The organism is Pseudobdellovibrionaceae bacterium, from assembly GCA_020635075.1.
Lineage (GTDB): Bacteria > Bdellovibrionota > Bdellovibrionia > Bdellovibrionales > UBA1609 > JADZEO01.
Genome location: JACKAM010000002.1, coordinates 582,651 through 607,222 on the forward strand (window position 1 = coordinate 582,651; position 24,572 = coordinate 607,222).

Below are 24,572 nucleotides of genomic sequence, written 5' to 3' on the forward strand. Positions count from 1 at the left end.
AAATGGTTGAGCTCGTCGTCATTGCCACACTAGTTATTTTGGGCTTTGTCTTTGGACAGATATCCGAAAAGCGTCATTACCGGGAAATAGAAGAGCGTGAAAAGAATCTTCATCACATCCCCGTCGTTAGCGGTGAATGGAAGGAGCATATTGACCCCGATGACGAAGGAGTCGCTGTTAGCGCCGGCACAGTGGTCGCCTCTGATTACTTTAAATCCTTTGTCAGCAATCTGCGCAATATCTTTGGGGGACGCCTCAACGCCTACGAAACCTTGCTCGATCGTGGACGCCGTGAAGCCATACTAAGAGTCAAAGAGAAGGCGGTTCGCCTAGGTGCCCACAAAATCGTCAACTTGAGAGTCGAGACCTCGACGGTCAACTCAGCCGGGGCCCGCCGAGGTTCTATGCCATGTGTAGAGTTGTTTGCCTACGGTACCGCCCTCTACAAGAAGAAGCCCGCAACTGATGAAGTACGTTCCTAAGGAAATCGATCAAAACGTCAATCGTCCAAAGGAGCACCCCCTTGTGGATTTTGTTTGGCTTATTGTCGGCACAGCCGTGGGTATAGCCATTCTTGTGTTCTTGGCTGTTCAGCTTTCGTCTTCTGTCGCCGACCGGATTTCTATGGAGAAGGAAGTTGAGCTTGTCGATAATCAGTTCGGCTGGAAAGGCAAGGAGGGAAATACTCCCCCGACAGCTGGCACTCAGGCCAAGAGTGAGGCGAAGGATCTTCAATTTGCCGACGAAAGGCGGCAGCTTCAATCACTGGTTGACCAATTGTGGTTACCCTTTTCACCTGAGGCCAGCCTACATTTGAGATCCTCTATTGACCCTGCTCCCTTTGAAAATGCCTATATGGGCTTGGGTGGACGCATGGCGGTCACAACTGGGCTGCTGGAAAATTCGGAATCTGAAAACGAACTGGGGTTTGTTATCTGTCATGAGATTGGCCACTTTGTTCATCGTGATGTCATCAGGGGACTCAGCACCCGGTTTATGCTGATGGCCGCCCTCAGCCTACTGGGACTGAGTGATAACAATTTGGGAGTTGTGAATCTTGGAGTTGATTCAAGCCTTCTCTCCTACTCCCGCGACCAGGAGTCAAAGGCTGATGAATTCGCCGTTAGCTGCGCCAGCCAGAAATATGGACATATTGAGGGCTTTGATACTTTCTTTGTCCGGGCCACCAAAAAGAACCCAAAGATATTGGACAACAAATTCTTTCAGTATATGAGCACTCATCCTATCAGTGAGGAGCGCATCAAGCACCTTCGAGACTATGCCAGTATAAAGGGAGTTTCCCCAGAGGGCCCTTTAACCCAACAGACCCTCTGGAAGAAAAAGGCACCGCAAGAAGCTCAATGAGCCTCACTCAGTGATTCGACGATTTCATCCGTCTCGTCATAAACGGCCATCAAGAAATCAGCAAATGCTGTGACGATTTCATTTTCGATGCTCTCCACTCGAAAGGGATTGAGAAGATTGATCTCATTATTGAAGTACTGCATGAGGGCCCGATAGCAATCTCCGTCCCTACGCTTGCCAACCAGCTTATCAATCTTTTTCACAATTTCCCTCTTGCTCGCGTCATCGTGGTAACGGAAGTAGTTGGAAATCATGGCCTGGAGACGCCGGCGATCCTTGCGGTTAATGCCAAAACCGCTGCGGCCGCTTCCCGTCGGACTCAAAGCCCAGTGGTTTTTGATTGAAGCCTTTGTTAGCTCCCCCTCTAACATCATCAGCCCTGACTTGACGTTGAACAGAGACAAAAAGGTGGCCTCAGTCATATCGTTACCCCATGGAGCACTATAGGGGGAAAGCTTGCGCATCAGATGGCGACGCAACTCAGCCGTGTAGACCGTGATATAATCCGTCAACAGGGCCTCACCGTACTCATTGAAGGTGGGGTTCTGGTAGACCGACACATCTGTGTCAGTTAGGAATTCCAGAATGGCCGTGTAAAACTGACGATAGTCATTTCGATACTTAAGAAACTTTTCCAACTCTCCCAAATACATCAGATGAGAAGCATCATTGGCATTGTGGTGAGGGGTGGCTCCATAACTGCGGCCAGAACGCACCTCAGGAGCGAAGTATCCGATATTGTAATAGTAATTGTCCTCATCAATTCGGATCAGAGTTCCTGCTCCTCCGGCAATTCCATAAAACTGGCCGAGGGCATATTTGTCCCCACGGATTTTCATCTTACTGAGCATTTTGCCAACTTGGTCGCTCACATTTTCTGGGGTGTAAGTTCCCAGCTCATCGAGAAGAGCTTCAGTGAACTTCTTCATCAGTTTTTTATCATAGCCAAAGCTTCGCAGGACCCGCTTACCATTCTTATCATCAAAGTTTGACACCGCATAGTCCACTTCATCCCAAGTTGGGAATTCGTACTCGGACTTGTAGTCTTCGTCAAAGTTCACGACGATACCGTCGTCTTGATCGATCATGGTCTGAAGAAAGCTCTGTCCTGCATGGTCTCTAAGATCGATGTAATGCTCTGATTGAATCGCTGCCGGTGTGGCCCAGGATGAAAGTGCAAACAGCAGGGTCGACAGCACCGAAACGTGCCCAAATCGCTTAACAATGGCGTTCATGAATCCCCCAAGATTTTATTGCTACGGGTTAGTTTTTCCCCGGTCTATTTGAGCACTTACCACTGGGAGTCATTGACCGTAACAAAATCTCTCAGGTTCCCCGGTCTTGAAATTTCTTCCCCCCTAAAAGGTACCTGGTACCTATAGGTATTCCAGGTATCTTTTGGTGGCAAAGCCTAATAGATGGGCATCTTCAAGGATCTGACAAATTTTTGGTACTTTTCCTTGGGTAGGGTCTTGAAGTCTTTGGCACTCACAAAGCTATTGAACTTTCTTGCTTTCACCGAGTCCGTTTCGCCCAGAAAGAGAAAGTGCTCGTAGACAATCTCATGCAAAAGAAGTCCAGCCTGATGCTCTTTGCTGAGCTTTTCCCAAAGGGATTTTGAAATATGAATGAGCCGTAATCCCCCCTCGTCCCGTTGTATAGCCAGCTGTTCCAACTTGCACCCCTTGGGGATTGTCAGCTCAAAGCTGTCCTTTACATCGCGGAAGTTTGCATTGTCTATAAACCGAAGGCGGCTCCCTATCTTTTCCAAAACCCTTCGGTACTGCTTATGGAGCTGAGGATTGTGTTGCTCAAGTCGGTCTACCGTCTTGCCGGCGATCTCAAAGTGATCCTTACCCTTTTCAAGCTGGATCTGGATTTTGTCATTTGCCTTGGCTTCATAGTAGTCAAGAAGAAAGACCTTTTCTCCACAGACAATGGCATCTCCTCCATTGCCGACCTGATTGCCTGCTTGCGCTGGAAGTTGAGCCCCGAGAAGAAAAAGGATTAAGATGAGGCAATTCATTGCTGACCCCCGATGACGACTCGGTAAGTTTGTTGGCGGTCGTCCAAGTGTCTAACCACAAAGGTGAAGCCTTTTATCGTTTCGGTTTTTGGAATCTGCAGGAGTATCCACTTTTGTGTTTGCAGATTGGAGGGAAGGCTCAAAGGTTCGTAGAGATGGTCCTCGTTTTTGTAGTTAGCCAACTCAGCCCTGAGAGAATCCAGCTCTGCAGTGGGGGCCTTGTCTTTGATCGCTTTTTCTTTCTTTAAATCAAAGTCGAGCTCCATAGATTTTCGCCAGGAGACAAGATCCTTTCCCAGAATGACCTGAAAGTTAGGGCTGCCTTCCACCTCAGTAACTTCAATTGATTTCACGCGTAGCCAGTTCTCGTTCAGGTTGCGAAAATAAACCTTGATCATACGATAATTCTCAATCGAAAGGCTGGAGATTCCCTCTGCTGTTATTTTTAGGTGACTCACATCCTCACCAGATGTCTGTTGAGCCTCAGTTCCTCTCATGGATTTGACCGATGCACATCCGGAGATAAAGAGTACAAAAATGATGAGCAAGTACTTCATTTTGATTCCTTTACGGTAAGCGGAAACAACTGAATGGAGAGCTGATAAACGTCATCAAGGGATCCTTCCTCAAGGAGATTGGCCATGTCATCCTTGTACTCCTGAGTGATCCGCTTGGCCTCTTCGAGATTGCTGGTGTTGACGGCCATGGTGATCGAGGTGAAGTGACGACGATCAACCGGAATGTGATCAATGCGGTTTTGAGCGAGCCCTAAGATGCCTTTGTGATATCTCCTAATTGAACTTGAAGGGATGTCAGATGTTGTATTGAGCGGATCGGCTACTTGGCGAAACCGCCCCTCAGATATCTGAATAATGCCCATGCGCTGCAAGCGGGCTATCGCCTCGTTGGCCTCGTCCACTTTGATGTTGAGCCGCTGTGCAATCCAGCGAGGATCAGCTTGGTTGTCATCTAGCTCTCCTAAACTCAGGATCGCATAGTGATGCCAATCGCTGATCAAGCGAAACTGGTCCTCGCGCAACACTGTTGTCTTTTGATTCTCTTGTTTTTTTCTCTTGATGGCTCTTAGGGCGCGTGACTGTTCTTTTGGAGTCAGGCCCAGCTTTTCCATAATCATATTTAGCCTCTTAAAGCTGACCCCGCGCTTGCCGGATATGATCTGAGAAAGGGTGGCCGGGGAGACCCCCAGATAGGCCGCAAAGGACCTTAAAGAGTAAGCCCGGTTGTTCTTCTGCCTTCTCTCAAGCTCGACTTTGAGAATCTTACCAATATCCTTCATGAACCTAAGATATTGTTATAGCGCTTATATTTCAAGTATTTTGCAAACATTGTTTCATATTTTGAAACACTATGTGAAACAGTGTTTCGTTTTATCTGGAGCTTTACCCCCTCTTTCCGTTACTTTGAAGGAGGAAAACAAAGGAGTTTTAAATGAAAAACCTAGTACTTTTGTGCCTGCTACTAACCACCGCTGCCTGCTCCAGCATCTCATCAAAGAATGACTACACCGCCGATGAGGCCTACCAAATGCGCCAGGAGCTCAATGCGGATTTCTTCAAGTCGGGCGAGGAAAACCTCAGCCAGGATCAAATCAACAACCTACTTTCCAAAAAGGTGAGCTTTGATCGCCCACTGAAGGTGGCGGTGGTGAAACTCAACCATCTTGTCTCACAGAGCTATAGCTTTAGAAATCCGCACACCGGTTCTATGACCCCGGTGGCCACTAAAAAGAATTCTCAGATTTTCAAACTGATGCTGGAAAAGTCCTCCCGAATTAAGGATATCTCGGTCGTGCCTCAATTCATGATGCCCCGGTCTCCGGAGCTAAGAAGCCTAAGAGATGTCGCTGCCATCATGCAGGCTGATCTGTTGATGATTATCTATACTAAAACTGATTCAGATTATGACTTTTCATTGATCGGCAAGAATGAAGCCAAGGCGGTTGCCACCCTTGAATCTATCGTGGTTGACGTCAAAACAGGTGTCATCCCATTTACATCAATTGCGACAGGTGTCGCTCACCTGAAGAAAGAATCCGAAGACTTCAGCAATGAGGAGTTTCGAGTGAGAACTGTATTGGCTGCCGAAGATCATGCCCTCAATCAGCTTTCGGAAGACATGGCCGCCTACTTCAAGTAGTCCCTCCACAGAATCAAATTGGCTCCGGGTCTCTTTGGTTGCAGCAGCGCAATACAAAAAGATACCCGTGCGGTACCTTTTGAGGTAGTTAGAAATCGTCCTCTAGCTTTCGGGACTTCTGAGACTTTTCCACTGTGGGGCCTCCGGATTTTAGGCGGTCCTCAAATTCCTGAGCCAAGTGGGGATACTGCTGACGAAACCCATCAATGATCTTCTCCACCGGGACGTCGTCGAAGTCCCCATGGTACCGAAGGTATTCCATGTGTTTCTGCCCATCGGCGGTGTACTCCTGAAACATGGAGTCCTCTCGCCCATCAAATTCCAAGGGCTGAACGCCGACCTTTTCGCACAAACTCTTGTCAAAGGCAGGAGTGGCAATAACCCATTTGTTGTCTAAATAGAGCTCCGTGTACCCATGCCAGGCAAAAACATCAGATCGTAACCAAGCGATGAGCTTCTCACTGGCAATATGGTTTTTGACGTCAGCCAGACCAATGCGAGAAGGAATATGCCAATACCTAGCGACAGCTGCCAAAAGACCTGCCTTAGGAATGCAATAACTCTTCCCTACCTCAAGGGCATAGCTGGCCTTAAAGGTTTCTGGCGCAAACGAAAACACGTAAGGGTTGTAGGGAATTTCATCTCTCACCGCCAAGTAAAGGCGCTGAGCCAAGTCAAACTCATCGACAGCACCCTCTCCCCGCTCCTGGGCAAACTCAGACACAAGGGGGTGGTCGAAATCAAAATAGACTGTAGGCTTTAGATACCGATCCATGACCTATTTTCCCGATACCTTGTGTTTTCTTTCCCAACCCCATTTCTTTTCAATAGCCCGCCCTAAATCCTCGACAAAGATCTCTAGTCCCGAGGTCCGATTAGATTCAGAGGGAGCTCTGTCAAAATGGATGGAATCCCTATATATTGTTCCCTGTTCATTTTCAAATACACGTAAGGAGCTGTAAACAGCGAGCCCTTCATCTCCCAAGGCCAACAGATCTTCAACCACCTTAAGGTAGACATAACTGCTGCTATATCTATCGACCATCGATTTTTCCTCCTCTGTAAGGCTTTTATACAAAGCCGGCGTAGGCTGAAGCACAGTCAAAAACTTCTTGCCCGCACTGGAAGCAGCATGGTGAATCTGCCTCACGATGGACTTGTACTCATCCAAGACTCTCGTGCTATGAGACTCTCCATTCAGCTCGTCGGGCTGCGGAGAAAGAATACCCATTGGATTGGGAGTGTCTATTGCAGACATACCGGTTTCATACCTTTTAACCAAAACATCGGTCAAAACCGAGACCACCAAACTAACAAATTGAGAGTGTCGGACCGGGCTGGCCTTAAGATTCTCATTGAAGGAGACTAGTGTCCGAGTGAGAAAATACCACACCGGCGACTTCTCCAATGAGTATAGATAGGCGTAGAATTGAATTGTCGGAGCCCAAAGGCTTTCACCACTCATAACCAAGTAGTGCTCATTAAAACCCTCAATACTTAAAACTGCGTCAACTAGGGGCAGCGCACGAAAGGCCACGATGGACTGAGCCGGTTGTCGATTCCCGGCGACGGCTCCGTTTATCACCCTAAACCTCTCTCGGCCATCAGGAGGTACATAGGCCTCGTTGAGGAATCTCTCTAAGCTGAACTGATTCTCCGGATATGGATAGGCAACCTCCTCAGCAACTGACCCTCCGGTAACCAGAACCGTAAAGAATTTTGAATCATAAGTCCGGGGAATTCTTGCGCCAAAAAACCCTTCCGTATTTGGACCCACACCATCAAGACACCAGTCCCTAGGGCGCCGTACATGAGAAAAGTACGGATGAGGGTACCAGACCAATCCCTCATGGCAGTTGATTGACACCCGCGAAGAGCCACTCTCATTGACAATGGGACCCGTCAGCCTCACCACAAGTTCTGAGACTGCAAGTCCAACGAGTAGCCCTCCCAGAACCAAGGCTGATTTAAACAGGCTCCTTTTCATCACCACCAATTCTAGCACAAGACGACAAGATGTTTACTCTTCTGCGACGACTCAAATGATGCTTCAAGTCCTTAGGCGATAACCGGTCTTGAAGATCCAACGGACCAGAAGAATACAACTGAGAAGGAAGAGACCGATCATGATGAGACTTACCTCCAGACCTACGTCCGCCTTGCCGTAAAAACTCCAGCGAAAGCCACTGATCAAATAAACCACCGGGTTGGCCATGGAGACCTTTTGCCAAAAGGGCGGAAGCATTTTAATTGAATAGAAGCTACCACCCAAAAAGGTGAGTGGAGTAATGATCAACAAGGGGACAATTTGCAGCTTCTCAAATCCATCCGCCCAGATGCCAATAATAAACCCGAATAGACTAAACGTAACTGAAGTCAAAACCAGAAAAAAGGCCATCCACATGGGGTGTTCAATTTCCAAGGGAACGAAAAAGTTTGCTGTAATTAGGATTAGAACTCCGAGGATTAAACTTTTGCTTGCTGCCGCCCCCACATAACCGCAGAGGATTTCAATATAAGAAATGGGCGCTGATAGAATTTCAAAAATGGTTCCCGTAAATCGCGGAAAGTAAATGCCGAAAGAGGCGTTGGCAATGCTTTGAGTTAACACCGAAAGCATCACCAGTCCCGGAACAATAAAAGCCCCATAACTGATGCCGTCAATCTCATTGATACGCGAGCCAATGGCCGAACCGAAAACCACAAAGTAAAGGGAGGTGGAAATCACGGGAGAGGCCACACTTTGGGTCAGGGTTCTCCACATGCGGGACATTTCAAACTTATAGATACTCTGAATTGCCCGCCAACTCATGATCGTTTCACCAATTCCACAAATATTTCTTCAAGAGAGCTCTGCTTGGTAATGAGATCCTTATACTGGATTCCGGCCTGACGCATTTTTTCGAACAACTGGGCGATGCCATTATCTTCTTTTTTGGAATCGTAGGTGTATATCAAGCAATTGTCCTCAACCCGTAAGTCGTAGCCCGCCAGAGCACCCGGAATCTCCTTCACAGGCTCCCAGAGCTCCAGCTTCATTTGTTTGGTGCCGAGCTTCTGCATCAATTGGGCCTTTTCCTCGACCAAGATAATCTGACCCTTGTTGATCACCCCAATCCGATCGGCCATTTGTTCGGCTTCATCGATGTAATGAGTCGTAAGGATGATGGTGACTCCGGATCTTCTTAGACCATGGACCTGTTGCCACATATCCTTACGCAACTCCACATCAACACCCGCTGTCGGTTCATCCAAAAACAAGATCTGAGGTTCGTGAGACAAGGCTTTGGCAATCATCACTCGGCGCTTCATACCACCAGATAGGGTCATCAGCCGATTCTTGCGTTTTTCCCAAAGACTCAGGTCTTTGAGAATTTTCTCGATGTAGGCCGGGTTTGGAGACTTCCCAAAAAGGCCACGGCTAAAGTTCACCGTGTTCCACACGGTTTCAAATGCATCGGTTGTCAGCTCCTGTGGAACTAGACCTATGAGAGATCGGGCCTGTCGGTAATCCTTTTGAATGTCAAAGCCATTCACAGTGATTTGGCCACTGGTGATATTGGCTGTTCCACAAATCAGACTGATGAGGGTTGTTTTCCCAGCCCCATTAGGGCCTAGTAGACCGAAGATTTCACCCGGGCGAATCTCCAGGTTGATATCCTTAAGGGCCTGAAATCCCCCGGCGTAGGTTTTATTTAACTGGGAAACTGATATGATTGAAGTCATGCAGGTGGTAACCTAACACCTGGTGGGTACTATCGGCAATGAGTTCAGTTCAGTAGTGATTGTTCTTCGAAGGATTTTGCAGGAATTTAGATGGACCTAACGCGCAAATCCCGATTTAAACATGACGTCATCGAGAAATTCGAGGATGGCCAGTGCATATTTGAAGAAGGTGACAACGGACGGAACCTCTACATCATTCAAAAGGGCGAGGTCCGCATTCTTAAGAAAATGGGTGACGACGACGTCGAACTTGCCCGATTTGAACGCGGGGACTTTTTTGGTGACATGGGGCTTTTACAAAACATTCCCCGCTATGCCGGGGCCTACGCTGTTGGCAACGTGCGACTACTCATCTTGGGTCGAGCAGGGTTCTTATTGAAGATGCGCCGAGATCCCACCTTTGCCTTTGAAATGCTCCAACAGCTGAGTCATCGGATTAAGGTCTCAAATGACCGTTTACTACAGCTCGTGGAAAAGTCGAAACTACCTACAAGTGAGATCCAAAAGATTCTCCATGATCTTGATGGTAAGGCATGATCACCAGTATTAAATCGGATCGCTTGGTGGTGATCTCGGACTTGCATCTCGGAAATCCCTTTTCAGAGGCCAGCCGCCGCGTTGTGCCCTTTATTCGCTGGGCTGCTGCTAAGGGTTATGACATCTGCATCAACGGCGATGGGCTGGAGATCGCCCAGTCAAGTTTTTCAAAAATCGCCACCCAGGTTCCTGAGTTCGTGCGGGCACTTGGAGATATCCGCCGCAGTGGCTGTGAGATCTATTACATCATTGGCAATCACGACATTCTTCTTGAGCACTTCCTAGAAGACTGGGGAGTGATGAAGGTCTCTCCCTTTCTCAATGTTTCTTCAGGTACAAAGCGCATTCGTATTGAGCACGGGCATATCTATGATCCCTTCTTTGTGAAGCACCCGATTTTGTATGAGACCCTCACCCACTTGGCAGGAATTGTCTTAAAGGTCTGGCCGGCTGCCTATCGCCTGTGGATCGCCTTTGAGGTTTGGAAATCCAAGATGCGCTACAAGAAAACTGGGATCGTGGGAGAGCACCCCAGCTTTTGTGAGGCCGCCCATGAGATCAGCCAGCGGGGATTTGATACGATAATTTTGGGACATACCCATCATCCTGGAGAAAAGGATTTGGAAACCGGAGCTCGGTATTTTAACTCCGGTTCCTGGATGATCTCCTCGCACTATATTGAGATCGACAAGGGCGAGGTTTCTCTTCGCGAATTCAGCAAAGAGACTGGATAATTCTGTTAAAGGTCGCACTTGGGCGCATAGCTTTAGACACCTTGGCCTGGTCGGGATGATAGTACCCACCCATGTCCACAGGCGTTCCCTGAACGCCGTTGAGCTCTTCAACAATCTTACCCTCGTTCTCTTCAAGCTGCTGAGCGATTTGCGTAAACTGAGACTTAAGGTCGCTGTCTTCACCCTGAGAGGCCAGTGCTTCGGCCCAATACATGGCCAAATAAAAGTGGCTTCCGCGATTGTCCAACTCTCCACACTTTCTTGACGGGGACTTGTTCATCTCAAGGAACTTTCCATTGGCCTGATCCAAACACTTGGCAAGCACCTGAATTTTCTTATTGCCTGTTTTTTCCCCCAAGTCTTCCAAGGAAACAGCCAGAGCCAAAAACTCTCCCAGGGAGTCCCAGCGCAGATGATTTTCCTCAACAAACTGCTGAACGTGCTTAGGGGCTGATCCTCCAGCACCGGTTTCATAAAGTCCGCCACCAGCCAAGAGAGGAACAATCGACAACATCTTAGCACTCGTACCCAATTCCAGAATCGGGAAAAGGTCAGTCAGGTAATCCCGCAAGACGTTTCCCGTTACAGAAATAGTGTCTTTCCCTGCCTTCACCCGCTCACAGGTAAACCGAGTGGCCTCAACAGGTGACATGATTTTGATTTCCAAACCTGAGGTGTCGTGGTCCTTAAGATAGGCTTCCACTTTTTGGATGAGATTACTGTCGTGCGCGCGATTCTTGTCCAGCCAAAAAACCGCAGGGGCTCCGGTCGCCCGCGCTCTAGAAACAGCTAATTTGACCCAATCTTTGACTGCGACATCTTTGGCCTGACACATACGCCAAATGTCGCCCTCCTCGACCGAATGCTCTATTAACGATTGTCCAGAACCATCAAGAACCCGAACCTTTCCAGAGCCCTTAATCCAAAAAGTCTTATCGTGGGAGCCATACTCCTCGGCTTTTTTTGCCATCAGGCCAACGTTGGCGACAGTTCCCATCGTGGCAGGATCAAAGGCACCATGCTTCTTACAAAAATCAATGGTCTCCTGGTAAACACCGGCATAACAGCGGTCAGGAATAATGGCTTTTGTGTCACTTAATTTGCCATCTGGTCCCCACATCTTTCCCGAAGAACGAATCGCAGCAGGCATAGAGGCATCGACAATAACATCACTGGGAACGTGCAAGTTGGTGATCCCTTTATCCGAGTCCACCATGGCGAGCTTTGGTCCATTCTCATAACATGCTCTGATATCAGCCTCAATTTCACTGCGCTTGTTGTCTGGCAGCCTTTTCAGCTTAGCCAAAACATCGCCGAGACCATTGCGGGCATCAACGCCGATTTCGTCAAAGGCCACCTGGTGTTTACTGAAGACTTCCTTAAAGAACACTTTAACCGCTTCGCCAAACATAATGGGATCCGAGACCTTCATCATGGTGGCTTTGAGGTGCAGGGACAATAGGACCCCTTGTTTCTTTGCGTCGGTAATTTGCTCACCCAAAAAATTAACCAGTGCCGCACGACTCATCACCGAGGCATCAATTACCTCACCGGCTAGAAGGGATGTCTTTTCCTTGAGTACTTCCGTTTTTCCATCAGCACCGACAAACTCAATCTTCACGTCCGTAGGTTGACTGATCACAACTGATTTTTCACTGCCATAAAAATCACCGGTACTCATGTGAGCCACGTGAGTCTTTGAGTCTGATTTCCACTCACCCATGGCGTGGGGATTGTTCTTTGCGTATTGCTTAACTGCCTTAGCCACTCGGCGGTCCGAGTTGCCTTCACGCAGTACGGGGTTCACTGCACTTCCTAAAACCTTGGCATAACGGTTTAGCGTTTCTGTCTCCTCTGGAGTTTTTGCCTCTTCCGGATAATTGGGGATCTTAAATCCATGCGACTGAAGTTCCGTAATTGCCGCCTTTAACTGAGGGATGGAAGCACTAATATTCGGAAGCTTAACAATGTTTGCCTCAGGAGTTTTTGCCAACTCCCCCAATTCAGCAAGAGCATCGGAGATTTTTTGAGCTTCTGTGAGTTGTTCCGGAAAGTGAGCCAGAATCCTCCCCGACAGGGAAATATCTTTAAGTTCCACTTCCACGCCGGAAGAAGCTGTGTAGGCTTTGATAATCGGTAAAAGACTTTCTGTGGCGAGAGCTGGTGCCTCGTCAGTTTTGGTATAAACGATTTTTGCTTTGCTCATGGTCTTCGGTCCTAAGGAATTTACTCTAATTTATGCTGTGCGTAATAATTTTTGTATGTGGCTAAGATAGCTCAATTAGACTGAGGGATAAAGGGAGAAAAGGGAATGTTCCAGGTTTTCAGGGGTGAATTTCCCCACCAACAGCGAGCTCAGCCTTTGCCAATGAGAATCCAAACACCGACAGCAATGAAAAGACTACCACTCACCCACTTGATGGCTCGTGGATCAAGTAATGTACCCAAGTACTTCCCGGCGATGACCCCCAATACCCCGGCCAAGGAGAGGGCCAGGACCACGGCAAGTAAGACAGAAAGCGTAGATCGGCTTCCGGCTGAGGCCGCCAGTGCTGCAAACTGGGTTTTATCCCCCATTTCAGCCAGAAAGATGGTGGCAAAGGTGGTGGCGAATACTTTCCAATCCATAGAAACTCCTACTCACTCTCCTGTCCGTTACCCCTAGCTCTGATTCTGAAGAACCAAAAGGCCAGGGAGGCTAGTGTAAATATAAGCACGCCACCAAGGATTGAAGCAACAGGCAGGCTCCAAGCCAAGGTCAGGCAGACTCCCAGACCAAGGTGAGCAAATAGCCTGGGGAACAGTCGCGACTGAGCTGACAACCTGAGTGCCGACCAGTTGGCAATGGCGTAATAGGTGAGGATCGCAAATGAGCTAAAGCCAATCGCAGACCGTAAATCGGCAAATCCAACAACCACCGCCACAATCAGGCCAACAGCAACCTCGGCCCGATGGGGAATCTTGTACTTTGGATGAACAGCGCTAAAGACATGGGGCAAATCCCGATTATAGGACATAGCAAACATGGTTCGACTGATGCCAACAAGAAGTGACAACAAAACGCTCAGGGTTGCAACTGCAGCTCCAACACGAATGAGGGGACTAAGATGTGCGTAAGCTGTACGCTCAACAGCCAAAGCCAATGGCGCCCCACTGGCAATCAAGTCCTCGATTGGCAGGACAGACAACACAGTGGCTATCACTACTAAATACAGAACAAGAGTGATCGACAGAGCTGTTATGATTGCCCTGGGAATTGTGACTCTTGGATTGGTGACCTCTTCTCCCAATGTGGCAATTCGCGCATAACCAGCGAAGGCAAAAAACATAAATGCCGCTGCCTGCAGGATTCCCCCTATCCCGCCCCGCTCGGTCCAATTCATCAGTCGAACCACCTCCGGATTTCCACCCAACCAGGCGGCACCCACTGTTAATGCCAAAGTGATGAGGACCACGGCCACCATCAGTTTGGTAGCCGTCACCGTCTTTTTGACACCAAAATAATTGAGTGTCGTCAGGGTTAAAACGGTCAAGACAGCAACCACGTGTGGTGCTGAAGGGAACGCGTAGTGGGCAAACGCCAGGGCCATTGCTGTGCAACTGGCAGTCTTACCAATGACAAAGCCAATTCCAGCCAAAAATCCCCAGTAGTGCCCCAATAGGTTGCGACCGTAGACGTAGGTCCCTCCTGATTCAGGATACTGGGCTGCGAGCTGCGCCATAGTTGTCGCATTCAAAAAAGCCGCAAGCCCCGCCAGCGCAACGGCTAAAATCAGGCCGCCACCAGCTGACACGGCCGCCGGCCCGGCAGCAGCAAAGATTCCCGCGCCAATCATGGATCCAAGTCCTAAAACAACCGCGTCTTTGGTTCCCAATCCGCGATGCAGCCGAGAGTTCGGGTTTTCTGATGTCACTCCAAGCCTCCTATCCTCCCTTGAGTATCTCAAGGCAGCGATTAAAACGATCCGTTCTGTGATCGGCTCGATAGACTAAGCATAATCGGGCGAGAAAGTAGCTCTTTCCCACTTGTTTTTTAAGACCGTTTCTCTGTGCCACATCTTCAGGAAGAATTGCCGCACCACCCAGATCCCGCGCCAGGATAGCTGCAAAGTCGTAGTCCTTGGCCGAAATCAGTCTTACTTCTTTGTTGCCAGGAAAGGTCTTGAGTATCGAGGCTGCAGAGATCAAATCGGGGTTGTACACCACAAAGGGCTCCGGGCGTGCGGACTCAGAAAAAAGAGCCACCTGTTCCTTTTTTAGATTTTTGATGACCAAATCCGGAAATGGCTGAGGGTTGGCCACAAAAGCGAGGTCCAATTCGTGGTTAAGAATCATACGCACAATACTGGGCGAGCGATCAAAAATGTATTCCACCTCTAATTGAGCGGAAGACCTTTGCAGCTCAGCTAATCGCTCTGTAAATTGACAAAGGACCGAATCGTGTCCGCCAACTCTGAGGTAACCCGTCAACTCGTCCGATCGACCAGCCCTTTCGGTTTTGTAACTCTCCCACAACTGACCCTGCAGTTGAATCTGTTCATAAAGCCTTTTGCCTTCTTCAGTTGGGACCAAGCCTCGGTTGGAGCGCACAAAGAGCCGGGCCCCCATTTCATCCTCCAACTTACCCAGGATCTTCGATAGGGCGCCCTGATAGTTGTCTAAACGGTCTGCTGCCTTGGAGAGACTCTTCTCCTCAAAGATAACCAAGTACTTTTCAAATTCATGGCGCAGCACAAGGGCACTCCTGATATTCCATAGTTACATATCCAATATAATATCTATGCTATTCATGTATATCCAAAACCGGGCTATTCTGTGTGGGTTGAATGATCTTATTCCTAGGGGAGGAATGACATGTTAGCTAAGTTGTTAGGTTTTGTTTTAGTTGTAGGTACTCTAAGTGCCTGTGGTTCCGAGGGATCACATAAGCCGGTAGGTGACAACGGAGGGCAATCGGGAGCCAATCAGCCCGGTACCCCCACCCTGAGTTTTGCCCAGGATATTCTACCCGTCGTCCAGAATCGCTGTAGCCTTTGCCACTCTGCAGGATCGGGCCTGCCCTTTTGGGAAGACTACGATGTCATCGTGGCCAAGAAAGACCGAGTCCGACACCGGGTCTTTGTCAGTCAGGATATGCCTCGAGGCAACGCCACCGGCATGACCTTGGAAGAAAGAGATCTTGTCGCCACCTGGATCGACCAAGGGGCCCTACCCTAATTCTATTAACAAAGGCCTCGTTCTCTGGTAGCTCATGGAGCGAGAGCCACCAGAATATGAGGCATATCACGCGACAAACTTTTAATTTCTTTGGCTGGTTAGCATTTGGCCTGGGTGTCATCGGTGCTTTTTTGCCCCTTGTGCCCACCACCCCTTTTATGCTTTTGGCGGCTTACTTTTTCTCCAAAGGCTCTCCACGGTTCTACAACTGGCTTATCAACCTGAAATATTTTGGCCCGCAGATAAAAGATTGGCGAGAACACGGTGTTATTGGCTCCAAGGCCAAAATCCTCGCCAATATCGTTTTGCTCACATTGCTCGTTGGCTACCATTACTTTACCCAACTTCCCATGTGGATAAAAGTGTCAGTTACTGTGGTCTTTGTGGGTATCTTGACCTTTATCAACACTCGGCCAAGTAAAAAGAAGCCCGACAAAACTGGACAAGATTCAGTAGTTTCCTGATTTGATTTTCTTTATTAACAGTTTGGCTTCGATCTTCGTGGCAGAATCTACTTTTCGCCAGTCCTGATTCTCAATGGCACCAATAATTGCGGTAAAGGCATTCAGGTTCAATCTTTCCGGATAGGCCTCGACATATCGAATGCAGACCTCTTCCCAGCCCATGTCGATCATTTCCTCAAGTGACAAAATACCTATTGAGGCAAGCTCATCGGCAGTCACTGGCCCGAGGTTTCTGGCATCGGCAATCGGAGTCAAAGATTTTCCTTTCATACCCATATCCCTTACAAATACTCAGGATTGATATTGGGATATTGTCCTTCAGGACACTGGGATATCCACTGATCCAGCTGCTGAAGAATCGCCTGTTTATCTCTAGGAAGGGTTCCCGCAAGCGGGAACATATTCGAGACGTGATTGGCGCGAAAAATGATTTGCCCAGATTTGGGCTCAATTCCCCCAAGAATTTCTCTCATCTCCCCCAACAGAGCCTTGGTTGTGAGAGGTTCAATCTGACCCTTTTCAATGGACCGGGCATAGGGTGTTTTTGGTACTGGAGTCGTCGACAAAAAGGAAAAGAACTGGGGGGCCATTTGACTGATGATGACTCCCGTATCCCGACAATGGACCGATGAAAGCTCTGTCCCACCTAAGCCCAACATCGCAATCACCGAAAGCTTCCACCCTGCTGATTTGATTTTGAGCCCGGCCTCAAGCATCTCTTCCGCTGTGTTGCCTTTTTTCACCAGTTCCAAAACCTCATCATTCCCCGACTCCATTCCCAGGTAGGCCATATTCAGTCCAAGGTCCGCCAACTGGCGAAGCTCAGCCTCTGACTTATCCAGAATATTCTCTGCTGTTGCGTAGATCCCAAAACGACGAATGCCAGGAAAGCTCTTACGAAAATGCTCCAGGACTGGAACCAATACTTCCATGGGCGCCCCAAGAGCATCCCCATCACAGAGGAACACCTTACCTGACGGCCACATGTGGGCTCCCAGCTGCGCCTTTACCGAATCAATATCGGCCAGAATGTCATTCAATGGGCGAACCCGGTACTTTTTGCTCTGGTACATGGCGCAGTAAGTGCATTTATTGTTCGAGCAACCGAGTGTCACCTGCATAAGCAGGCTATATGCTTCAGACGGCGGGCGATACACTGGTGGTTCAAGGTTCAAAAGTAAGTTCATACTTTGCCCTTTAGGTACATTTGCCGCTTTCTCTCAGGAAACTTCTCAATCGCATAACGAAGCATGGTTCGAGGCATCGTCTTACAGTGCTTTTTCAAAAAGGCCTCAAGTCTCTTCACCTCTTTTTTCCCGGCCTCACGCAAGACCCATCCCACGGCCTTGTGAATCAGATCGTGTTCATCATGAAGGAGAACTTGAGCCAACTTGAAGGCATCGTCCAGATCACCATCTTTCACAAACCAGAGCGTCGATATGATGGCAACCCGCTTTGTCCATAAGCGCTCTGATTTGGCCCACTGGTAAAGGATCTTTCGATTCCTATTTTCCAAGTGCTGACCAACAATACGGGGGCAGGTGACATCAACCAGATCCCAGTTATTGATATAATTGAAGTGGTCAACATAGGTCTTGTAAAGACGCTCTCGTTCTTTGTCCGCCGAAGCCTTCTCGTATTTTTGAACCAAGATAATAAGACCCGCCATTCTCTCTTCGTGGTACTTGGACCTAATGACCCTCTTGGTTTCGGCGAGGCTCAGATCCTTGTACTCTTTGGCTACTTTCCGGCAGTCCGGCATGGTGATTCCGAGAAAAATATCTCCATAACCATACTCGCCTTTACCAGTCTTAAAAAAACTCTGATTTAGCTGTGCCCGCTTAAGGCTTGCAAATTGCCTGAGTCTCTTATGGATTTCGATGATGACCTCCACGAAAATAAATCTCCAGCCCGCCTCGACAATACTGCAACTTGGGATGATAATCATCCTTGATGATTGACGCGCAAATTGTCAAATGGAGCCGACTTGAAGTCATTTTTTGGAGCTTGATGATTGGCTTGGGAGAGGCCTACATCGGCGCCTATGCCTTGGCTTGTGGCTTTTCCGAGAGATACGCAGGCCTTATAGCAACCATTCCCCTTGGAGCAGCCTCCCTGGCCCAATTGTTTGCTCCCAAGCTGCTGCGGCTCCTTAAGGGGCGAAGGCAGTTTGTCGTCGGCTGCGCCATTGCCCAGGCGATGACATTATTTCTTATCACAGGCCACGCCATTTTTGATCGTTCAAGCCCCACTCTATTGATCACCGTCCTCACGCTCTACTGGCTTTTTGGTCTGTCTGCAGGCCCTATATGGAATGCCTGGATCGTATCGATTATCCCCAAAGAGCAAAGGGCTCATTTTTTCTCCAAGCGCGGACCCTATCATGAAATTTCGGTTCTCATCGGCCTGGTCATTTGCGGCTTTGCCCTGGATCGAACTCCAGATGTTCTCCTCGCTTTTTCGGTGACTTTTGTCCTGGCTGGCATCACCCGCCTGGTGTCAGCCTATTCCATGTCGCGTTTACCGGACGAGTCTTCCGCCGGTGCAATAAGGCTTGAGGCATCTAGTGACTGGGGTGCCTTCATAAAATGGTTGGCACAAAAGAAGGTCATGTGGATGATTCTTCTGATTGGCTTTCTCAATCTTGGCGTTTCTGTCGGCTCTCCTTTTTTTACACCCTTTATGCTCAAGCGCATGAAGCTCGACTATGATACCTACATGATGTTGATAGCCATACCCTTTATTAGCCGAGCTATTGCCTATCAGTACTTCGAGCAAGTTATCCGGCGAGTGGGAGTGAAATCGGCACTCATTCCCTCAATGGTGATCATTGCACTTACCCCATTTCTCTGGTCCCAGTTTCCCTATGTTGGAACAATTGTGGTCTTTCAGATTATCGCAGGAATCGCTTGGACAGGATTTGAATACAGTATTCTGATAAAACAGATTTCTGATTTTGGACAGGCTGAAAGATCAAGAGTTCTTACCTGGACGAACTTTGTCGTCGGGGCATGCAACATCTGTGGTGTGACGATAGGATCTCAGTTGCTGGGACGAAGCCCCACTTCGGCAGATTACGCCCGGGTTTTTGAGATCTCCACAATGATGAGGCTCCTCCCCATCCTTGTGGTGTTCGTCATCGACTGGCAGGTATCTAGCCAATACATTAAACGATTCTATATTCGCTTTGTCGGCATTCGAGCCAACCGCGGCGCCGTCAGTAAACCTATCCTCTACGTGGATGAGGGAGGAGAGAAGTAAAGCCTGCCATTAAGCAGGCGACACATCTTCTGGTGGCGACGGAGGCGGCGTTTTGACCTTGCCCAACTTCTTAAGCTTGGGCTTTCTTCTCTTACGAGTTCTTTCAGGAATCAAATCCTTCATGGACTCAAGCTTCCCAAAACATAGAAGTTTGTCGTCAGCCTCAAGAACACGCTCGGATTTTGGATTTGGTATGACTTTTCCCCCACGATGGAGAGTCAGCACATTGATATCCTTTTCTCTGAGGCCGGATTCAACAAGAGTCTTACCAATGTACTCAGAACCACCAGGGATAAAGATCTCACTCACTCCGTATCCGCGACTAACGGTCAACCTTTGTCGAATATCAATCTCAGGGAAATCTACTTTCGCGGCAATGTAATCAACAATGGCACCGGCCACATCAAGCTTGGTACAGGCCTCAATGCCAGCAAGTCCCGGCGAAGAATTGACCTCCATGATCTGGGGTCCGTCGTGCCCCTCAAGCATGTCAACACCCGCAATTCCTAAACCCATAATCTGAGCCGCCCGGATAGCTGTTTCCTTATACTCATCACTTAGCTCGACAGCCTCGGTCGTACCACCACGATGGACGTTACTGCGAAACTCCTGGCCTTGGGCCACACGCCTCATCGCTGCAACCACCCGGTCACCAACAACAATGGCACGAATGTCTTTGCCTTTGCTTTCGGCAACAAATTTTTGAATGAGAATGTTCTGTTTTTGGCTTTGCAGAAGCTCAATGATCGATGTAGCCACTTCCTGAGTATGGGCCAAAAGAACACCAATTCCTTGGGTTCCCTCAATAAGCTTGATGATAATCGGCACCCCACCCACCCGGGCAATTGCGGGCAGGACATCTTTTTTATCGCGCACAAAAGCGGTTTGCGGAATGCCAATTTTGTGTTTACTAAGAATTTGTAAACTTCTTAATTTATCGCGGGAATTCAAAATTCCATCAGCTGAGTTCGCGCAAAAAACACCCATCTGCTGAAACTGCCGTGTCACTGCAGTTCCATAGTAGGTGATTGAGGCCCCAATTCGCGGGAGGACAGCATCGTAATGGCTTAAGCGTCGTTGCCCATAAAACAAATCTGGGTCTTCTTCTTCCAAATCGATGGCAAACTTCAAGGTATTAAGTACGCGAACTTGATGACCTCGGCTCTCACAGGCCTCTTTCAATCGCCTTGTACTATAGGTATTCGGTTCCCGCGATAGAATCGCCAGCTTCATTTATCCTCCACGGCATGCAGAAATGTTCGATGTTCGCCCTGACCGCCCCAAAAATCGGGCCCGGTGATGATCGACCTAGGCATTGATCTTCCTATAGCGTCGGCACATAATCAAACGATCCCGCTATATGTCACGAAAGGACCCCCATTTTATGTCCGCGACCCCGTTTTCTTATTCCCTGACTATCCGCGAAGCCCATTTGGACACCTTTGGACATGTAAATAACGCCACTTATTTGAGCCTCTTCGAAGAAGCCAGGTGGGAACTTGTTACACAAAGAGGCTATGGTCTGGATCAGGTCAGAAGCCGTCAGCATGGCCCGATTATTCTGGATGTCCACCTGGAGTTTCGCAAGGAACTTAAGCTCCGGGAGAAGGTTTTGATCACCACCAAACTCCTGCATTACGAAAAAAGGGTCGGGCAGCTCTATCAGGAGATTGTTGCCGAAAGCAGTCCTGACTTAGTTTTTGCCAAGGCCACTTTTACCTTTGGCCTTTTTGACCTTAAGGCCCGCCGTCTCATCCCGCCAACCGATGCCTGGCTGTATGCCATTGGGGCAAAAGACTCCCTTTTAAAATGAGGAGTTGGGGCCCTTGAGAAAATCCACTTCTTCGGGTGTGGATTCACGACCCAAAATTTGATTACGGTGTGGGTAGCGTCCGAAGCGATCTATGATCGCCTTGTGTTTTAGCTCATAGTCCAGGCCGCCCTCCAAGCCCGGCTGACTAAAGAGCTTCACCGCCTCTTCATGAGCCTTGGGGTCCTCACTATGCATATAGGGCATATAGAGAAAATACCGCCGTCCAACTGGTAACAGATGGTCTTCTTTTGCCTCCACTGCCTGTTTTGCGCACTCAAGAGCCAGAATATCATAGGCAAATGCCTCAGGCGTGTCCCGGAACATGTTTCGCGAAAACTGATCAAGGACAATGACTTCTGCCAACCGCCCCACAGGTGACCGCCGCCAACCCATCAAGCTTTTCTGAGCCGCAGCCCGATGGACCTGGAGGAAGCGATTTTTGATCAAGTCATCAAGCTTTGGATCTTTGGTCCACCACTGTTTAGGACTAAGCTCCTCAAACCAAAAACTTAAAACCAAATTTAGATCGAACTCTTCACCCATTAATCAGTTACCTTTTTCACAAACTGAGACTTCAGCTGCATATCACCAATACCCTTGATCTTGCAGTCGATATCATGGTCCCCATCGACCAGTCGAATTCCTTTGACCTTAGTTCCGACTTTGACCACTAAAGAGGAACCTTTGACTTTCAGGTCCTTGATGACGGTAACCGTATCTCCATCTTGAAGAACATTGCCATGGGCATCCTTAACAACCTTCTCCTCTGAAACCTCTTCTGCTACGACCTGATCCGACCACTCATGACCGCATTCAGGACAAACAAAGAGTTCTCGGTCCAGGTAGGTGTACTCCGAATGACACTTGGGGCAATTTGGCAATTCACTCATTGGCTATGGCTCCTTTTCTACAATTCATATATGCTGGCGAGGTTTCTGTCTAGGCTCGGGCGTTAATTGGACTTGGGGAGGTGCGGGTGAAAAAAGGCGCGGCCATTACGTTGGGGAGTATCGCAGGCTTGTGGGTGGCCCTAACCCTCTTTGTGCAACTTCGCACGGTGGATTCTGTTAAAGTGCATGGTCCTGAGAACTTCCAAAGATCTATGTTAATCGCCTACCAGCCCGATCCTTTTTACCCTTTGGATAAAAAAATTGCCCAGGCCGTCACCCAGGAGTTTGTTGGCCGAGAGTGGCGGGTGGTGGTTGCAACTCACGGCTCCGCGAACTTTCCGTCCACGGACAAATTTGACCTCATTGTGGTTATTGCCAACACTTATAACTGGCGTCCAGACTGGAAGACAACATCCTGGATTTCCAAGTCAGATTTCAAGAACAAGAGGGTGGTCGCCTTTACCCTTGGTGCAGGCAGTACCGAATGGGCGCAGCTGGCACTCGAACAGGCGATCGCAGATTCCGGCGCCGATCTCATTACGAGCAAGACCTATTGGCTATTGCGACCAAATGATGAGAACAAACTGGATCAAAAAAACAGCCAGGTTGCTGTTGATCTGGCCGTTCAGGAAATCAATCGCCTCTCTCTGTAGTTAACTATCCGAGAGCTCTTGAAATAATCTCCACAGGAGAAATGGTGCCAGCCGCAATATTCTGCACCATGTTTTGAATCCTCACTGGAGTGCTGGCACGCATGAGAGTGTGAAGACCTAAGGGTGGCGGCCCATCAGCCTCCATCTTGGCCCTCATGTTCTTGAAAAATTCCATGGCTGATTCTTTTTGGTTGGCTTCTGTTACAACATCGAAGCCAGCCGCCTTTAAAGCCTCTTTGTACTGACGAGGAGAAGCGAGCTTGCAAATTTCCTGCTCTGAGGCCCAGGGCACAGGGTAGGTCATTTCGCCGGGCTGGATCTGCATAACGTCGTAGACCCCAAAGACCCCCCCGGGCTTGAGAACTCTGTTGATCTCAGTGAACAACTTCTCTTTGTCTTCAATATTCATCCCCACATGGAGCATATAGGCGCGATCAAAGCTGTTATCCTCAAAGGGAAGATCCAGGGCATTGCCGTGAACAAGATTCACCCGATTGTTCAATTTCACCCAAGAACAGAGTGAATTACCCGTAGCGATGTACTCTTCCGTTAGGTCCACGCCAGATACCTGGCAATTGAAAGTTTTGGCGACATATCGGGCAGCCCCTCCAAGTCCACAACCGACATCAAGAACCCGACTGTCCTTTTGAACGCCCAGCTGCTTCAGCAGGCGATCAGTGGCCACCCTTCCGCCAATGTGGAATTCATCAACTGGACCTAGGTCCTCCACGGTCACGGTTTCCAGGGTCTTGCCCAGCTTTTCAATTCCCGCCTGAATAGCCGCGAGCAGTGATCCATGTTGATAGTTCTGAGCTACTTTCTGATCTGTAGACACATCATCCCCCCTGGTGGTGAGATCCAGGATAACAGGTTCATGGATGATGTGGAGTAAAGAACTCCTTTATTATACCTTCAGGACCCAGACCTAGTCCGGCTGACTCCAAAATACCTCTGTTTGGTAATCGATGCGCACCACTCCGTTCGTTTGGTGCTTATCAAACAAGTCCTTCAGTTCTTTAATCATCAGCGGATATCCAGGATGGTCTTGGTTGGGAATGTAGGATGAAGAAACCAAACGCCCCTTAAATCCTTCAAAATCGAATTCTTGAAAATTTGCAAAAGTAGCTCGGCTCGGAGCCTGGCCAAAAAACTTGGTTACACTTTCGCCCGCACTGATGTTGCGGTGATTGATCTGCTCATAGTCTGTACTATGACGGACAATCAGGTCTTCATAGGCCGCTGCGAACTCACCTTCAGTTTTCCTATCGTTCCAGACAAACATAATGTGTCCACCAGGTCTTAGAATCCTAGAAAACTCTTTGCCTGTTGCCTCGGGTTCAAACCAATGAAACGCTTGAGCTGCGGTGACCACTTCCACCGACCGAGATTCCAACCCCGTCGCCTCAGATGATCCCGATATTGAATGAAAATTCTGGTAGTCATGGAGAAGCCTTTCAGCCGCCATACGCATCTCCTGATTAGGCTCGATCGCGTAGACCCGATTGCCGTTTTTCAATAAGAGCTCAGAAAAAATACCCGTGCCCGATCCTACATCGGCTATCGAGTGGTGAGTCTCTAATCCCATCTCTTCCTGCATCAATTTTATAATTTCTGCCGGGTAACCTGGACGGTACTTAATGTAGTTTTCAACACGGTCAGAGAACCGACCGGTGGGATTGTGGCGATGACCTTCCATTTGCCTCCAAAAAGTTGTAGCCCATGTACTTGT

Annotated in this window: 30 protein-coding genes; 10 read left to right on the forward strand and 20 right to left on the reverse strand. The window is 48.7% G+C overall.

What is annotated here, in order from left to right:
• Window positions 1–2: 2 nt before the first annotated feature.
• Both H6624_12430 and H6624_12435 read left to right on the forward strand, forming a co-directional pair.
• Window positions 3–482, forward strand: coding sequence for a heavy metal-binding domain-containing protein (locus H6624_12430; GenBank protein MCB9085150.1), 480 nt, complete (start codon window positions 3–5; stop codon window positions 480–482).
• Window positions 466–1,365, forward strand: coding sequence for a M48 family metallopeptidase (locus tag H6624_12435; protein ID MCB9085151.1), 900 nt, complete (start codon window positions 466–468; stop codon window positions 1,363–1,365). The genes H6624_12430 and H6624_12435 overlap by 17 nt, the downstream gene beginning before the upstream one ends.
• On the opposite strand, the gene H6624_12440 is transcribed toward H6624_12435, so the two are convergent.
• The 4 genes from H6624_12440 to H6624_12455 all read right to left on the reverse strand — a co-directional run bounded on the left by H6624_12440 (window position 1,359) and on the right by H6624_12455 (window position 4,688).
• Window positions 1,359–2,600, reverse strand: a complete 1,242-nt coding sequence (locus H6624_12440) for a hypothetical protein (GenBank protein ID MCB9085152.1) — start codon at window positions 2,598–2,600, stop codon at window positions 1,359–1,361. The two genes, H6624_12435 and H6624_12440, sit on opposite strands and share 7 nt — an antisense overlap.
• 176 nt (window positions 2,601–2,776) lie before the next feature.
• Entirely contained in the window at window positions 2,777–3,391 is a 615-nt protein-coding gene (locus H6624_12445; GenBank protein MCB9085153.1) for a hypothetical protein, read from the reverse strand.
• Window positions 3,388–3,948 (reverse strand): hypothetical protein, encoded by a 561-nt coding sequence (locus H6624_12450; protein ID MCB9085154.1) that lies wholly within the window; start codon window positions 3,946–3,948, stop codon window positions 3,388–3,390. The genes H6624_12445 and H6624_12450 overlap by 4 nt, the downstream gene beginning before the upstream one ends.
• Window positions 3,945–4,688 carry a TIGR02147 family protein gene (locus H6624_12455; protein MCB9085155.1) on the reverse strand — a complete coding sequence of 248 codons (744 nt, stop codon included), beginning with the start codon at window positions 4,686–4,688 and terminating at the stop codon, window positions 3,945–3,947. The genes H6624_12450 and H6624_12455 overlap by 4 nt, the downstream gene beginning before the upstream one ends.
• A gap of 152 nt (window positions 4,689–4,840) precedes the next feature.
• On the opposite strand from H6624_12455, the gene H6624_12460 reads away from it, so the two are divergent.
• A complete protein-coding gene (locus H6624_12460) occupies window positions 4,841–5,548 on the forward strand; it encodes a hypothetical protein (GenBank protein ID MCB9085156.1) in 708 nt (235 codons plus the stop codon).
• 88 nt (window positions 5,549–5,636) lie between these two features.
• On the opposite strand, the gene H6624_12465 is transcribed toward H6624_12460, so the two are convergent.
• The 4 genes from H6624_12465 to H6624_12480 form a co-directional block, all read right to left on the reverse strand.
• A complete protein-coding gene (locus H6624_12465; protein ID MCB9085157.1) occupies window positions 5,637–6,323 on the reverse strand; it encodes a transglutaminase domain-containing protein in 687 nt (228 codons plus the stop codon).
• A 3-nt stretch (window positions 6,324–6,326) separates the two neighbouring features.
• On the reverse strand, window positions 6,327–7,535 hold the full coding sequence (locus tag H6624_12470; protein MCB9085158.1) for a hypothetical protein: 1,209 nt from the start codon (window positions 7,533–7,535) through the stop codon (window positions 6,327–6,329).
• A gap of 63 nt (window positions 7,536–7,598) precedes the next feature.
• Window positions 7,599–8,360 (reverse strand): ABC transporter permease, encoded by a 762-nt coding sequence (locus H6624_12475; protein MCB9085159.1) that lies wholly within the window; start codon window positions 8,358–8,360, stop codon window positions 7,599–7,601.
• Window positions 8,357–9,274 carry an ABC transporter ATP-binding protein gene (locus H6624_12480; GenBank protein MCB9085160.1) on the reverse strand — a complete coding sequence of 306 codons (918 nt, stop codon included), beginning with the start codon at window positions 9,272–9,274 and terminating at the stop codon, window positions 8,357–8,359. Before H6624_12480 ends, H6624_12475 begins: the two co-directional genes overlap by 4 nt.
• A 90-nt stretch (window positions 9,275–9,364) precedes the next feature.
• Here H6624_12480 and H6624_12485 point away from each other — a divergent pair, with 90 nt between their 5' ends.
• Both H6624_12485 and H6624_12490 read left to right on the forward strand, forming a co-directional pair.
• Complete coding sequence (locus H6624_12485) at window positions 9,365–9,811, forward strand: cyclic nucleotide-binding domain-containing protein (GenBank protein ID MCB9085161.1); 447 nt, start codon at window positions 9,365–9,367, stop codon at window positions 9,809–9,811.
• Complete coding sequence (locus H6624_12490; GenBank protein ID MCB9085162.1) at window positions 9,808–10,545, forward strand: UDP-2,3-diacylglucosamine diphosphatase; 738 nt, start codon at window positions 9,808–9,810, stop codon at window positions 10,543–10,545. Before H6624_12485 ends, H6624_12490 begins: the two co-directional genes overlap by 4 nt.
• On the opposite strand, the gene H6624_12495 is transcribed toward H6624_12490, so the two are convergent.
• From H6624_12495 to H6624_12510, 4 genes are all read right to left on the reverse strand, one after another.
• Complete coding sequence (locus tag H6624_12495; GenBank protein ID MCB9085163.1) at window positions 10,526–12,751, reverse strand: NADP-dependent isocitrate dehydrogenase; 2,226 nt, start codon at window positions 12,749–12,751, stop codon at window positions 10,526–10,528. The genes H6624_12490 and H6624_12495 overlap by 20 nt on opposite strands.
• A gap of 149 nt (window positions 12,752–12,900) precedes the next feature.
• The gene (locus H6624_12500) at window positions 12,901–13,173 is read right to left on the reverse strand and encodes a TMEM165/GDT1 family protein (protein MCB9085164.1); all 273 of its coding nucleotides are present in this window, start codon (window positions 13,171–13,173) and stop codon (window positions 12,901–12,903) included.
• Window positions 13,174–13,181: 8 nt separating this feature from the next.
• Window positions 13,182–14,381, reverse strand: a complete 1,200-nt coding sequence (locus H6624_12505; GenBank protein ID MCB9085165.1) for an APC family permease — start codon at window positions 14,379–14,381, stop codon at window positions 13,182–13,184.
• A gap of 88 nt (window positions 14,382–14,469) precedes the next feature.
• Window positions 14,470–15,279 (reverse strand): LysR family transcriptional regulator, encoded by an 810-nt coding sequence (locus tag H6624_12510; GenBank protein MCB9085166.1) that lies wholly within the window; start codon window positions 15,277–15,279, stop codon window positions 14,470–14,472.
• 120 nt (window positions 15,280–15,399) lie between these two features.
• Here H6624_12510 and H6624_12515 point away from each other — a divergent pair, with 120 nt between their 5' ends.
• On the forward strand, window positions 15,400–15,762 hold the full coding sequence (locus H6624_12515; GenBank protein ID MCB9085167.1) for a hypothetical protein: 363 nt from the start codon (window positions 15,400–15,402) through the stop codon (window positions 15,760–15,762).
• 56 nt (window positions 15,763–15,818) lie between these two features.
• Window positions 15,819–16,226 carry a YbaN family protein gene (locus tag H6624_12520; GenBank protein ID MCB9085168.1) on the forward strand — a complete coding sequence of 136 codons (408 nt, stop codon included), beginning with the start codon at window positions 15,819–15,821 and terminating at the stop codon, window positions 16,224–16,226.
• On the opposite strand, the gene H6624_12525 is transcribed toward H6624_12520, so the two are convergent.
• Genes H6624_12525 through H6624_12535 form a run of 3 tightly spaced genes read right to left on the reverse strand, consistent with a single transcriptional unit; the run spans window position 16,212 to window position 18,174 of the window.
• The gene (locus H6624_12525; GenBank protein ID MCB9085169.1) at window positions 16,212–16,496 is read right to left on the reverse strand and encodes a TfoX/Sxy family DNA transformation protein; all 285 of its coding nucleotides are present in this window, start codon (window positions 16,494–16,496) and stop codon (window positions 16,212–16,214) included. The genes H6624_12520 and H6624_12525 overlap by 15 nt on opposite strands.
• Before the next feature lie 11 nt (window positions 16,497–16,507).
• A complete protein-coding gene (locus H6624_12530; protein MCB9085170.1) occupies window positions 16,508–17,413 on the reverse strand; it encodes a radical SAM protein in 906 nt (301 codons plus the stop codon).
• Window positions 17,410–18,174 carry a DNA alkylation repair protein gene (locus H6624_12535; GenBank protein ID MCB9085171.1) on the reverse strand — a complete coding sequence of 255 codons (765 nt, stop codon included), beginning with the start codon at window positions 18,172–18,174 and terminating at the stop codon, window positions 17,410–17,412. The genes H6624_12530 and H6624_12535 overlap by 4 nt, the downstream gene beginning before the upstream one ends.
• A 5-nt stretch (window positions 18,175–18,179) precedes the next feature.
• On the opposite strand from H6624_12535, the gene H6624_12540 reads away from it, so the two are divergent.
• Complete coding sequence (locus H6624_12540; protein MCB9085172.1) at window positions 18,180–19,487, forward strand: MFS transporter; 1,308 nt, start codon at window positions 18,180–18,182, stop codon at window positions 19,485–19,487.
• 9 nt (window positions 19,488–19,496) lie between these two features.
• On the opposite strand, the gene H6624_12545 is transcribed toward H6624_12540, so the two are convergent.
• Window positions 19,497–20,720: a RimK family alpha-L-glutamate ligase gene (locus H6624_12545; protein MCB9085173.1), complete on the reverse strand. Its 1,224-nt coding sequence runs from the start codon at window positions 20,718–20,720 to the stop codon at window positions 19,497–19,499.
• Window positions 20,721–20,871: 151 nt separating this feature from the next.
• Here H6624_12545 and H6624_12550 point away from each other — a divergent pair, with 151 nt between their 5' ends.
• Window positions 20,872–21,300, forward strand: a complete 429-nt coding sequence (locus tag H6624_12550; GenBank protein ID MCB9085174.1) for an acyl-CoA thioesterase — start codon at window positions 20,872–20,874, stop codon at window positions 21,298–21,300.
• On the opposite strand, the gene H6624_12555 is transcribed toward H6624_12550, so the two are convergent.
• Complete coding sequence (locus tag H6624_12555) at window positions 21,292–21,843, reverse strand: DUF924 domain-containing protein (GenBank protein MCB9085175.1); 552 nt, start codon at window positions 21,841–21,843, stop codon at window positions 21,292–21,294. The two genes, H6624_12550 and H6624_12555, sit on opposite strands and share 9 nt — an antisense overlap.
• Entirely contained in the window at window positions 21,843–22,190 is a 348-nt protein-coding gene (locus H6624_12560) for an alkylphosphonate utilization protein (GenBank protein ID MCB9085176.1), read from the reverse strand. The genes H6624_12555 and H6624_12560 overlap by 1 nt, the downstream gene beginning before the upstream one ends.
• An 86-nt stretch (window positions 22,191–22,276) precedes the next feature.
• Between H6624_12560 and H6624_12565 the strand changes: the two genes are divergently transcribed.
• Entirely contained in the window at window positions 22,277–22,843 is a 567-nt protein-coding gene (locus H6624_12565) for a hypothetical protein (GenBank protein ID MCB9085177.1), read from the forward strand.
• Window positions 22,844–22,847: 4 nt separating this feature from the next.
• Here H6624_12565 and H6624_12570 read toward each other — a convergent pair whose 3' ends face one another.
• Together H6624_12570 and H6624_12575 are read right to left on the reverse strand one after the other, a co-directional pair.
• Window positions 22,848–23,678, reverse strand: a complete 831-nt coding sequence (locus tag H6624_12570) for a class I SAM-dependent methyltransferase (GenBank protein MCB9085178.1) — start codon at window positions 23,676–23,678, stop codon at window positions 22,848–22,850.
• A gap of 90 nt (window positions 23,679–23,768) precedes the next feature.
• Window positions 23,769–24,539: a class I SAM-dependent methyltransferase gene (locus H6624_12575; protein ID MCB9085179.1), complete on the reverse strand. Its 771-nt coding sequence runs from the start codon at window positions 24,537–24,539 to the stop codon at window positions 23,769–23,771.
• Between the last annotated feature and the right edge of the window lie 33 nt (window positions 24,540–24,572).